At 44.7% G+C, this 12322-nt stretch carries 11 protein-coding genes; 3 read left to right on the top strand and 8 right to left on the bottom strand.

Annotated features, from left to right (window positions below; all coding sequences use genetic code 11):
- Nucleotides 1-27 precede the first annotated feature (27 nt).
- Nucleotides 28-762, bottom strand: coding sequence for a hypothetical protein (locus AWH66_RS17160; RefSeq protein WP_063603888.1), 735 nt, complete (start codon nucleotides 760-762; stop codon nucleotides 28-30).
- 474 nt (nucleotides 763-1236) lie between these two features.
- Nucleotides 1237-1770, bottom strand: a complete 534-nt coding sequence (locus AWH66_RS17155; RefSeq protein ID WP_063603889.1) for a hypothetical protein — start codon at nucleotides 1768-1770, stop codon at nucleotides 1237-1239.
- Between the two features lie 282 nt (nucleotides 1771-2052).
- On the opposite strand from AWH66_RS17155, the gene greB reads away from it, so the two are divergent.
- The gene (gene greB / locus AWH66_RS17150) at nucleotides 2053-2538 is read left to right on the top strand and encodes a transcription elongation factor GreB (protein ID WP_038231051.1); all 486 of its coding nucleotides are present in this window, start codon (nucleotides 2053-2055) and stop codon (nucleotides 2536-2538) included.
- Nucleotides 2539-2599: 61 nt separating this feature from the next.
- On the opposite strand, the gene AWH66_RS17145 is transcribed toward greB, so the two are convergent.
- Complete coding sequence (locus AWH66_RS17145; RefSeq protein ID WP_038231050.1) at nucleotides 2600-3463, bottom strand: helix-turn-helix domain-containing protein; 864 nt, start codon at nucleotides 3461-3463, stop codon at nucleotides 2600-2602.
- A 355-nt stretch (nucleotides 3464-3818) separates the two neighbouring features.
- On the opposite strand from AWH66_RS17145, the gene ompR reads away from it, so the two are divergent.
- Nucleotides 3819-4538: an osmolarity response regulator transcription factor OmpR gene (gene ompR, locus AWH66_RS17140; RefSeq protein WP_006071277.1), complete on the top strand. Its 720-nt coding sequence runs from the start codon at nucleotides 3819-3821 to the stop codon at nucleotides 4536-4538.
- 93 nt (nucleotides 4539-4631) lie between these two features.
- The gene (gene envZ / locus AWH66_RS17135; protein ID WP_006071275.1) at nucleotides 4632-5951 is read left to right on the top strand and encodes a two-component system sensor histidine kinase EnvZ; all 1320 of its coding nucleotides are present in this window, start codon (nucleotides 4632-4634) and stop codon (nucleotides 5949-5951) included.
- Between the two features lie 121 nt (nucleotides 5952-6072).
- On the opposite strand, the gene recG is transcribed toward envZ, so the two are convergent.
- The 5 genes from recG to gmk all read right to left on the bottom strand — a co-directional run bounded on the left by recG (nucleotide 6073) and on the right by gmk (nucleotide 12277).
- A complete protein-coding gene (recG, locus tag AWH66_RS17130; RefSeq protein WP_062462363.1) occupies nucleotides 6073-8151 on the bottom strand; it encodes an ATP-dependent DNA helicase RecG in 2079 nt (692 codons plus the stop codon).
- Nucleotides 8152-8290: 139 nt separating this feature from the next.
- Nucleotides 8291-8977, bottom strand: a complete 687-nt coding sequence (gene trmH, locus AWH66_RS17125) for a tRNA (guanosine(18)-2'-O)-methyltransferase TrmH (protein ID WP_063603890.1) — start codon at nucleotides 8975-8977, stop codon at nucleotides 8291-8293.
- A 63-nt stretch (nucleotides 8978-9040) separates the two neighbouring features.
- Nucleotides 9041-11158, bottom strand: a complete 2118-nt coding sequence (spoT, locus tag AWH66_RS17120; protein WP_006071270.1) for a bifunctional GTP diphosphokinase/guanosine-3',5'-bis pyrophosphate 3'-pyrophosphohydrolase — start codon at nucleotides 11156-11158, stop codon at nucleotides 9041-9043.
- Nucleotides 11159-11203: 45 nt separating this feature from the next.
- Nucleotides 11204-11476, bottom strand: coding sequence for a DNA-directed RNA polymerase subunit omega (gene rpoZ / locus AWH66_RS17115; RefSeq protein ID WP_063603891.1), 273 nt, complete (start codon nucleotides 11474-11476; stop codon nucleotides 11204-11206).
- Between the two features lie 177 nt (nucleotides 11477-11653).
- Nucleotides 11654-12277 carry a guanylate kinase gene (gene gmk, locus AWH66_RS17110; RefSeq protein WP_063603974.1) on the bottom strand — a complete coding sequence of 208 codons (624 nt, stop codon included), beginning with the start codon at nucleotides 12275-12277 and terminating at the stop codon, nucleotides 11654-11656.
- Nucleotides 12278-12322 lie beyond the last annotated feature (45 nt).

Here is a 12322-nt window from a genome sequence, read left to right as displayed (position 1 = left end):
ACTCCAAAGATAGGAATTAAATAAGTTTTATTGAATCTTTGCAGTAAAAGACATCACTTTATCGACTTTTTTATCTGCCGTGTGATTCCAAATAGCGTACTTTCTATGGTCAATATGCATAATCGTTGTTAATGTAAGAGTGTTATCTTTAGCAAAGTCTTTCAGTCGGTGCCATTCTGATTTTTCTCCTGCTTTTACAATCTTATAGCCATTCTCAATCTTGACTTTTTTATTGCCATCAATAGATGCTGTAATCTCGCTGTCTTGTTTCTTGATAACCGTTGTAAACCAGACACCAATATCGTCCCCTAGTGCATACCAAGTCTGACCATTTTCTTTCCAATAGGCATTTTCAACGGGCCAGGCGAATTTCCCTTCTTCTGCACTTTTTCCTTTCATTGATGTATTTTCAATATTAAAAAATGCCATTTCACAGCCATTACCAGTTAATTGTAATCCTGTTTCTCGAGTATCAAGAGTATTGTCTTCTCCATTATTGAGTGTCACATCGCCAAAATTAACATCAAATCCGGCACCACTATCAAAATCAAATGAACAAATAGCGCCTTCATACTGAACATTTGCTGTGATGTTTAATTCAATGTCTTTACTTTCCTCGTTTCGAGTATTTATTTTGTCGTGAGAACCATATAAATCTTCTTTGAACGCATATTGGTCTACAGCCATTGCTGATGATGTACTTAGCACTAGTACAAGGCCAACACTGCTAGCTAGAGTTTGTTTTTTTAGGTTGAAAGTCATAAGTTATTTTCCAGATTAAATAGTTTGTTAATTGAGATGAGTTAAATATGAATGTCAGTGTGTTCTGATTCGAGATGGAATTTATTGTTTTTTTGGAACCTAGTTAACTAATAAATGATTATAAAAAATAAAAAGTTAGCTATATCAGTTGGTTATAATTTCTATTGTATTTTTATACAGCACTAATTCTTGTTGATGTTGAGCTTTTCGCCAGCTGTAGAGCCTATTGCACTAAAATAAACAAACTTGAGAGAGAAACTACTGAAAGTTAAATATTAGAATTTGGTATTAGTTTGTGGTTTGATATGAGAGGTTTTTCAACAATTGGATTAGTTGTTGGTTGGCGGGTTTATTTGAAAGATGCTTCTAAAGTTGATAAATAAAAAGAAGTCAATGACTTTTTAAGAAAGAGTGCCAAGCGAAGTGATATCTTCAGCACTCTATGGGGTTTATCTTCACGAAAGTGTTGGTCAACTATCTAAAACTTCGTACTTTGGTGACTAAAGAGGGAATTGTTTGGAACATCTCTCTTACGTCTGAAACATATTGTGCAGGAACATAAATTGCGCAGATTCGCATTATGCTAATACCACCGATACTAACGGGATGTGAGGTAAACTTAGCACGCAGCGGGACAAATGAGTCTAAACCGATTAGTACTTCATAGTTGTCCTCGCCGAGTAATCCGAGTTTGGCATAATGATTAAGACATTCGTGGTAGTTGCGAGTGTAATGAAGGCTAACCCCTTGGCTTATGGGTTGATTGCGATACAAGTTGTTAAATGTATTCCCCCTTTCTCCAGATTTTGGTCCGTCGGCTCGATGGAACCAAGGGGTACAGTCTATATCCTCAGCCGATAATAACGCTCGGAATTTTACCAACCCTTCTAAAGCGCTTGAATTAGTGCCATGAACAAAATGTACGCCTAATTGCTCCATATCCTCTAATTGAAGATCTCTTTTGGTAAGTTTAAGTGGAGGTAGAAAAGAGGCTTTATTTCTAAACATGATGTTTTCCTTAACAGTGAATGTTCGAAAGTGATGCGTTGAGAATTCATTATTGGTATTAGTCAAGGGGGTAAGTAAAAGAATAAGTCCTAATAAAAAATAAAAACGATATAAATCATTGGGTAACCATGTTGATAATTAGGTGGTTTAAAATGGTGTTTTGACGGTTTACTATCATTTCAGCAATTCGCTGGTGTACAAGGAGGGAGGATTTTGGGTTCATACAAAGTCAAATAGTTCGTTATAATCTCTCAGCAGCAGTTGCTATTAATAGAGAGCAAAATGAAGACCAAATTGATCACGCGTGAAGGCTACAACAAACTGAAACAAGAACATGATTACCTCTGGAATGAGCGACGTCCTGAAGTCACTAAGATAGTGACGTGGGCGGCGAGTCTAGGTGATCGCTCTGAAAACGCCGACTATACCTTCAATAAGCGTTTGCTTCGCCAAATCGATCGCCGTGTTCGCTTTCTGCGCAAGTTCTTACCTGAGGTCACCATCGTTGATTATTCACCTCAACAAGAAGGGAAGGTCTTTTTCGGTGCCTGGGTGGAGATTGAAAATGAAGAAGGTGAAACCATGCATTTCCGGATTGTTGGTCCCGAAGAGATTTACGGTGATGCAAAAGGTTATATATCGATTGATTCTCCGATGGCGAGGGCGCTGCTAAAAAAACAAGTGGATGATGAGGTAGTAGTGAAGACCCCTCAAGGAGACAGAGAGTGGTTTATTAACTCCATCACTTACCAACAGCATTCTGAATAGATAGAGCGATTTGAGCTCCTAAAGTGGTATGTCTTTGAGAGCTCAAATTGCGTGCTGTGATTTATGACAAAGCTAACTCGTCCGTTTTGTGTGTGGGTGCCGAGCGGCGGTTACGTTGAATCTTCTGATGATGGCTCAGTAACGTTAGGATTCGCCCTTCATCGTGAATTTGGTCGAAAAACGGATTGGCGGCTAGCGTGTCGACTTGGCATTCATACACAGTAATATGACCGCTTTGGTACTTTTCAGGAATATAGATATCCGAGATCAGAGTTTTAGCGTAAGGCTTGATCGCGGTGATCAGTAAGGTTTTACCTTCAAACAACTCACACGCGTAGTTATGCACTAATCGATGCAAGTCTTTATTAAGCGCGACATAGCTAAGTAGGCAGTTCTGCCCGTTTATATCCTTACCATGCACAATATGACCAACCACTGCGTCCCGGTGCTTAGCAAGAACCACGTTGATCTCTTGAATGGACATGACGTCTATCAGCTCTTGAAACGTGATAAAGCGATAGTGCTCTTGCGCGTAGACGATTTGCTCTCGATAAAGCTCTGGCAGATTATCCCAACGATAGTTTTCATATGTATCAATCGTATAAGGGTAGAGTGTGTCAAACCCTCTAAAGAAGTCGTCATATTTTTCGACCCCTTGAATGATACGACGTTCATCTTCTGAATAATGGTAACTTTGCTGGAAAAACGTAGCGACCCCGATTCGGCGCATCAATGAAGGCTGTCCGTTGCCATGTTCCCACTTACTGAGCATTGGCTGGTTTATCCCTTGAAATGCTCGATGGGACAAGCTCAGCGCTTCAACCAGTTCCAATTGAGACATGCCATTAAAATTGCGCCAATACTTCAGTGCTTGTGCGAAGTTATCGCGTGAAAACGGACTCTCTGATTGTGCTTCAAATGTCATAATCTCTCCTTGAGCTCGATAAACTAGTGATAGTTTACTTAGGTTATATGACATGGGCTTGGTGGGGCGCACAAAAGCATATTTTAAAACGTTACAAAGGGTTAGTAGACGTTGAATAGTTAGCGTACAGGTTAACGAAGTTGCAGCAAGTAAAATTAGGCAACATTAGATATACATCACTTATATCACTTAGAGCAGTGACGAATGTGTCTGATATGAGCCATAATTAATAAACGTTAACAATTCTCTGCGCAATTATTGGCCATGAAATGTTACATTTAGTGCAGATACTCTTCTGACACACTTTTTGTTGACGGAGGGGTCGGTAAATTGCTTTTTAGTGGTGGAATCGAATATGCAAGAAAATCACAAGATTTTAGTTGTTGATGATGATGCACGTCTACGTGCATTACTAGAGCGTTACTTATCAGAGCAAGGATTCCAAGTACGCAGTGTTGCTAACAGTGAGCAGATGGACCGCCTGTTAACCCGTGAAAACTTTCACCTTATGGTATTGGATTTAATGCTACCAGGTGAAGATGGCCTGTCGATTTGTCGTCGTTTACGTAACGCCAACAACATGTTGCCGATTCTGATGCTGACAGCCAAAGGTGATGAAGTTGACCGTATTGTCGGCCTAGAGGTCGGTGCGGATGACTATCTACCGAAACCATTTAACCCTCGTGAGCTACTTGCTCGCATTAAAGCGGTATTACGTCGTCAAACTATTGAAGCTCCTGGCGCGCCAAGCCAAGAAGAGTCAGTGGTTGAGTTCGGTGATTTCCGTTTGAACCTGGGTACACGTGAAATGTTCCGTGGTGAAGAGGCAATGCCTCTAACATCTGGTGAATTTGCAGTACTAAAAGCCTTGGTGACCAACGCACGTGAGCCGATGTCCCGCGATAAGCTGATGAACATGGCTCGTGGTCGTGAATACTCGGCAATGGAACGCTCTATCGACGTACAGATTTCTCGTCTGCGTCGCATGCTGGAAATCGACCCAAGCAAACCTCGCTACATTCAAACAGTGTGGGGTCTAGGTTATGTGTTTGTGCCGGACGGCAAAGAAGCATAATCAGAAATGTCGATAAGGCTCTGGATGGATTCAGGGCCTTTTGTTTATTATCTACCTCAGATTCTTCTCATCTTCGCTCTCTAAGGAAAACCTATGCGATTTCGTAGCTCCTTCACGCAATCCATTCTGCTGTTTTTTACACTCTTGATTGCTAGCCAAGTTTTTTCTTATTACGCCGTGTACAACTACGCTCTTGTACCTAGTTTGCAGCAGTTCAATAAGATACTGGCGCATGAGCTATCGTTTTTCTTGGAAGACAATGAAGCGATTGATGAGCAGCTTGAAATGGATGCTCCTTTACGCCGACGTGTATTGGAGCAGTTGGGTGTCACTATTCATGCTGATGACAGCGCGATGGCGAACGAGTTTAACCATGCGATGCCTATCGACCTGATGAGCGAGGAGATGAGTGATGAGCTGGATTCAAAAACTGAGGTTAGGCTGATTCTTGGAGCTGAAAGCTACATCCTCTGGATGAAGATAGATGCACTACCCAACTCGTTGATACGCATTCCGCTGTCAGAGTTGCAGGAAGAAGACTTTGCGCCGCTGTTTAGAAACAGTTTGATTATGGCTCTATTGGTGATTGCGGGTGGCTGGCTATTCATCCGCTTGCAAAACCGGCCACTTACCGCACTCGAAAATGCCGCTAATTTGGTAGGTAAAGGGGAAATCCCGCCACCTTTGCCTGAGAAGGGGGCGTCGGAGATTCGCTCAGTTACGCGAGCCTTTAACCAAATGGCAAAAGGTATTCAAGAGCTTGAGCAAGACCGTACCTTATTAATGGCGGGCATCAGCCATGATATTCGCACCCCATTAACGCGAATTCGCCTTGCGACAGAAATGATGTCGCCCGAAGACAGCTATTTAGCAGAGGGCATCATCAGCGACACTGAAGAGTGTAATGAAATCATTGGCCAGTTTATGGATTACCTAAAACCGGTTAATACTCAGTCATTTGAACCGATGAGCCTGAATGACATTTCTTCTGATATTGTCTCATCAGAAGGCGGATATGAGATCCAGATAGAATATGCCCCAATGGCAACTATCAAAGATATTGAAGGCAGTCCAATTGCGATTAAACGTGCTATTACCAACTTGGTGGTTAATGCGGTTCGTTACGGCAATGGTTGGGTGAAAGTAACCACAGGTATGACGGCGGACAACAAACTGGCTTGGGTCACTATTGAAGATAATGGTCCTGGTATCGAAGAGAGCCAAATAGGTCGTCTATTCGAACCTTTCACACGAGGTGATACCGCACGAGGCAGTGAAGGGACAGGTCTAGGGCTGGCGATTGTGAAGCGGATTATTAGTCAGCATCACGGCTCAGTGAGTATTTCGAATCGCAGTGCTGGTGGACTGAAGGCACAAGTAAGTTTCCCTGTAGCTAAGAATGGTTTGAGGTAGAGGACTTCTAGGTTGTGCAGAAGGTTTGCTTTACGTAAGCGGCGTGCTGAAGAAGATCCCCTTTTTCAAGGGGATGACGGCGTTATTTTGTAGAGTGGCGATGATATAGAGAGCAGGCGTCTTATGCTTTGGCGTAAAACTCTCTGTCTCCTAACCAGCGATCTATAATTTTCTTGGCATTCTCGGGGTACTGTTCGTGCACATGTCGCGCAATTCGTTGAACTTCCGGTACTAATCTTTGGTCCCGCACTAAATCAGCAATCTTAAAGTCAGCCAGTCCAGTTTGTTTGGTGCCAAGTAGCTCACCAGGGCCACGAATCTCTAGATCTTTTTGGGCAATAACAAAGCCGTCATTACTTTCCCTCAGTACGCCTAAGCGCTTCTGAGCGGTTTTAGAGAGTGGGGAGTGATACAACAGTACACAATGACTTGCCACACTACCACGGCCAACACGGCCCCGTAGCTGATGCAATTGAGCGAGACCAAGGCGCTCTGGGTTTTCGATGATCATTAAACTGGAGTTAGGGACATCCACACCGACTTCAATGACGGTGGTTGCAACAAGAAGGTGTAGTTCGTTGTTTTTAAACTGCTTCATCACTTGTTGTTTTTCAGCCGGTTTCATTCGGCCATGAACCAGACCGATTTTCAGGTCAGGCAGTTTACGTTGCAGATCTTCGGCGGTCTCAGCGGCCGCTTGTGCTTCCAATACCTCTGACTCGTCGATCAATGTACAAACCCAATACGCTTGTTTACCCTCGTGTAAGCAAGCATTTTTGACACGCTCAATGATGTCGTCGCGTTTTGTATCTGGAATGGCGACGGTTTGAATTGGGGTTCTTCCCGGTGGCAGTTCGTCGATTACCGAGGTTTCCAAGTCGGCATATGCCGTCATGGCTAAGGTTCTTGGGATTGGCGTGGCAGTCATAATTAACTGATGAGGGTAGAAACCTTGTTTAGCACCTTTTTCACGCAGCTCTAAGCGCTGGTGGACACCAAAACGGTGTTGCTCATCAATAATAACCAGCGCAAGGTTGTGAAAATCAACCGACTCCTGGAATAGGGCGTGCGTCCCTACGACCATTTGAGCTTCACCGCTGGCAATACGTGCCAACTCTGCTTCCTTAGCTTTGCCTTTTTGTTTTCCTGATAACCAACCAACTTGTATCCCCATGGCTTCAAACCAACCTGCAAAGTTTATGGCATGCTGCTCTGCAAGTAATTCGGTCGGTGCCATCATAGCCACTTGATAGCCATGTTCTATCGCACGAACAGCAGCGAGCGCAGCTACCAAGGTTTTACCTGAACCCACATCACCTTGAACTAGGCGCATCATGGGAATAGGTTTAGCAAGGTCAGTTTCGATTTCTTGCACCACTCGTGATTGCGCACCCGTAGGGGAGAAAGGCAATTGTTCAAGAAGTTGATCTTTCAGTTTTTCAACAGGCGCTAAGCCAATGGCTGTATCTTGTTGACCTTTACTGCGCACCGCTAGCATAGAAAGGTTTTGCGCCATCAACTCTTCAATAATCAGTCGCTGCTGAGCAGGGTGCTTACCTTCATCAAAGTCGTCCAAATTAATCGTTGGTGGTGGACGATGGATGGTGTGTAGCGCCTCGGCGAGGGTTATTTGTTGGTTATACAGACCACTTGGAAGCAATTCGTCTACTGCTGCTTTGTCCATGAGCTCAAGCGCTTGGTCTGTGAGATTACGCAGTGTGAGCTGCCTTAATCCTTCTGTGGTTGGGTAAACAGGGGTTAAGGTTTGCTCTAACTTTGGTGCTTTACCTTCGGTTTGAAATTTGTATTCTGGATGGATAATTTCAAGACCATGGTTGCCACGCTTTACTTCACCATAAGCGACTATAAGGCGACCTTCAGAGAAGTTGTTCTTCATCGCTGCGGTAAAATTGAAGAAGCGTAGTGTAATAGTACCGTTGCCATCGCTCACTTTAACCGTCAACATCTTGCGACGCCCGAAAGCCACATCACTACTCATGACTTTCCCTTGCACCGATCCCCAAAGGCCAGGATGCAAACGAACGATCGGATAGATACGAGTACGATCTTCATAACGGTGAGGTAAGTGAAACAGTAAATCTTGAACCGAGTGTAAGCCGACTTTCGCCAGTTTTTCAGCGACTTTAGCTCCTACGCCAGAAAGCGAAGAAAGAGAAATTGCCGATAACAGCTGAGCCATATTTACCATCCATCAAAATGTTATATGCAGATATTCAAGCATTTTACTGTCTTTTTGTACAGTTTTTAGCGAGGTCTGGTGTGTGATTGCCGAAGCGCTTCAAAGGAACTATAAAACCAGCCTTAAACCATACTCAGTTCTATTTTTTCTGCATTTCCTGCCACCACTCTTCTGTCGCCACAATTTGGCCTTGGTCATCGAGTGGTGGATAAGGGAGGCGTTTTTTCTTGGCAACTTTCGCTAGTACGGGGTGGCCGCGTTCGAATAGGATTCGATGGATTGTTTCTTCGGGCAGAGCACTGACATCGCGATCGTACAGGCCGGCATTCTGGCGCTGTCTTTGAGCTTCAAACAAAATCAGTGCACTGGCGACTGAAACGTTTAAGGACTGCACCATGCCTACCATAGGGATAATGATGTCTTGATCCGCTTCGGTGAGCGCATCTTGAGTGATACCGTGCTTCTCACCACCAAGAATAATCGCGGTTGGCTTGGTGTAGTCGATATCACGAAAGTCGACAGCATTTTCGGAAAGGTTAGTGGCCAGTACCTGCATACCTTGAGATTTTAACGTGAGAACGGCATCAGCCACAGTATCGTGAGTTTCAACCTCAACCCAGTTTCTAGCGCCAGCGGAGGTGTGACTTAAAGTGCGCATTTTCTCATCCGGCCAAACAGCATGAACCTTATGCACCCCAGCAGCATCGGCAGTACGAATGACCGCTGAGACATTATTGGGCTTATGGACTTGTTCTAGCAGTAAAGTCAGGTCAGGTTGGCGTGCCTTAAGCACTTCTTGGATACGAGTGTAGCGTTCTAAGTTCATCAATAGGTTCCAAATAAAACGGGCTCGATAATTATCGAACCCGTATTAGATCAAGCAGTTGTGCTAGTTCTTACGACGTCTAACACGCAGTGCATGTGGCATCACGCGAATGCGCTTCATAATACCAGCTAGGTGAACACGATCTTTGGTCGTCAGCAGTACAGTGACGGTGTACAAACGGCCATCGCGTTCTTCTGTAGAGATACCGTGAATATTTGAGCCCGTCTTAGCAATCACGTTGGTCAGCTCTGCGAGCGCGCCTTGGTGATTCTGCAGGTCAACTTTTAGCTCAGCAGTAAACTCTTGCTCGTAATCGTCACTCCATTCAACCGCCATGTACTTATCTGGCTCTTTCTGGTGACCACGAACGTTCGGGCAAGTTTCTCTGTGTACCACCAAGCCGCGGCCCGGAGAAACGTGTGCGATGATGTGATCATCTGGAATAGGGTGACAGCAGTTCGCAAATGTCAGCAAGATACCTTCTGCACCACGGATCGGTAAGCGTTTACCCGACGTTGGCACTGAACTGGTTTGTGTCAGTTCATCGGTATCGCCAAGTAGACGACGAGCAATAACGATACTCATCAACTCACCAAGACCAATAGCGGCTAGCAGGTCATCAATGCTGCCCAGTTTGAGATCGGTCAGCACTTCGTTGATGTTTTCTGGGTAGATAGTATCAACAGAGTGACGGCCTAGAGCATGGTTCAGCAGGCGGCGTCCTAAAACTACAGATTCTTCACGGCGCATTGTCTTCAGAACCTGACGGATCTTAGTGCGGGCACGTGAAGTCACCACATAGTTAAGCCATGCAGCATTAGGTCTTGCCCCTGGGGCGCTGATGATTTCGACGGTTTGGCCGTTTTTCAGTGCCTTGCTAAGTGGATATGGATTACGATCCACTCGCGCACCCACACAGGTGTTACCCACATCGGTATGGACGGCGTAAGCAAAGTCTACTGCGGTTGCGCCAAGCGGCAGTTCAACGATACGACCTTTTGGTGTGAACACGTAAATTTCGTCTGGGAACAGATCCGATTTTACGTTTTCAATGAATTCAAAGGAGTTACCAGCACTTTGTTGTAGCTCAAGTAGGCTTTGCATCCAGCGCTGCGCTTTAATTTGTGCAGTGGTGCCAGTACGGTCGCCATTACCCTTGTATGCCCAGTGTGCTGCTACACCTTTATCCGCCATTTGATCCATGTCTTCAGTACGAATTTGTACTTCTACTGGAACACCGTGAGGGCCCACCATTGAGGTGTGTAAGGATTGATAACCGTTCGCTTTTGGTACCGCAATGTAATCTTTCATGCGACCAGGACGTGGCTTATACAGGCTGTGGACTTGACCAAGAACTCTATAACAAGTGTCTGCAGTATCTACGATGACGCGGAAAGCATAGATATCCATGATGGTATGGAATCGCTGCTCTTTGGTTTTCATCTTGTTGTAGATAGAGAAGAGGTTTTTCTCACGTCCCAATACGCGAACGTTGAGGCCAACTTCATTCAGTCGTCCTTCAATCTCGCTATGGATTCGCTGAATCATCTCTTTACGATTACCACGTGCCGATTTCACTACTTCTTTTAGTACGCGATAACGGTTTGGGTAAAGCGCTTCAAAGCCAAGCTCTTCAAGCTCGGTTTTGATGTTGTGAATACCTAATCGGTGCGCAAGTGGCGCATAGATTTCAAGGGTTTCACGAGCAATGCGACGCTTCTTGTCAGGACGAAGAGCCCCAAGCGTGCGCATGTTGTGGGTACGGTCACTCAGCTTAATAAGGATAACGCGAATGTCCTGCACCATAGCGAGAACCATTTTACGGAAGTTCTCTGCTTGGGCTTCTTTACGATCGCGGAATTTAAGCTTATCGAGCTTAGATACGCCGTCGACGAGTTCCGCCACCGTCGTACCGAATTGTTCTTCTAGCTCTTCTTTGGTGACTTCCGTATCTTCAATAACATCATGCAACAGTGCCGCTTGTAGCGTTTCAATATCCAGACGCATTTCCGCGAGGATACGAGCTACAGCAACTGGGTGGATGATGTATGGTTCACCGCTAGAGCGGGTCTGCCCTTCATGGGCATCTCTTGCTACCACATAAGATTGACGCAGAGCCTCAATTTGAGGCTCTGTTAGGTATTCTTGGGCAACGTCTTTAAGGCTATCGAATAGGTACAAATTTTAGGCCCGAAAGTCGATGGAACTCTGATTAGGTACTAGAAATTAACGGGTGTGAGCAATGCTGCTTACTGCCGCTAGTTCTGCAGCTTCTTGCTCTTGCTGCTCTTGACGTTCACGTGCATCTAGTACTTCTTTAGTGATCAAGCCTTCTTCGATTTCGCGAAGTGCGATAACCGTTGGCTTATCATTTTCTTCTGGCACTAATGCATCTTTACCACCGATTTGCATCTGACGTGCGCGGCGAGCCGAAATAAGAACTAGGTCGAAACGGTTACCAACTTTTTCAACAGCGTCTTGAACAGTTACGCGTGCCATAAGAACTCCAATAGTTAACTAAATTTTTGATGACGAGAAAGTATACAGGCTATTACGTTTAGATTCTAGATCACAAATGATCCTATTAGCTACTGTTACTTCTGGTTTATTGCATTATTTGCTTAGGGTGAGGCCCTATTTCGAGCCTCACTTTGCAAGGAAGTGGTTAAAACCACCTTACTCGGCGAGTAGGGCGTCCAACATACCTTTGTATTTCACCGCTTGTTTGTCTTGTTTAAGACGCTCAGCACGCAAAATAGCTTTAAAATCGACAAGTGCGCCGTCGAAGTCGTCGTTGACAATGACGTAGTCGTATTCATTGTAGTGAGACATTTCTGACTTCGCTTCGCTCATGCGTTTGGCGATCACTTCATCACTGTCTTGGCCACGTACGTTCAAGCGACGCTCTAACTCACTGTTAGATGGTGGCAAAATAAAGACACTTTTCGCTTCTGGCATTTGTTCACGGATTTGACGAGCACCTTGCCAGTCGATATCCAAGAATACATCGATGCCTTTTTCTAGTGTCTCTTCAATCCATAGACGAGAGGTACCGTAATAGTTTCCGAAGACTTCGGCGTATTCCAAAAACGCACCTTGCTCGATCAACGATTCAAAATCGGTTTTCTCAACAAAGTGATAATGAACGCCATCTTCTTCACCAGGACGTATACCACGAGTCGTGTGAGACACTGATACTTTCATTGCGTATGTCGGGTTTTTTTCCAACATTGCTGAAATTAAGCTCGATTTACCAGCGCCGCTTGGTGCTGACACGATATAAAGCGTACCTTTACCTATCATTTTTCAGAGTCCACATCTTGGGTTGAAGGGGTAGAGAATATC

The organism is Vibrio barjaei (assembly GCF_001639065.2).
GTDB lineage: Bacteria > Pseudomonadota > Gammaproteobacteria > Enterobacterales > Vibrionaceae > Vibrio > Vibrio barjaei.
This window is presented reverse-complemented; position numbering and strand designations above follow the sequence as displayed.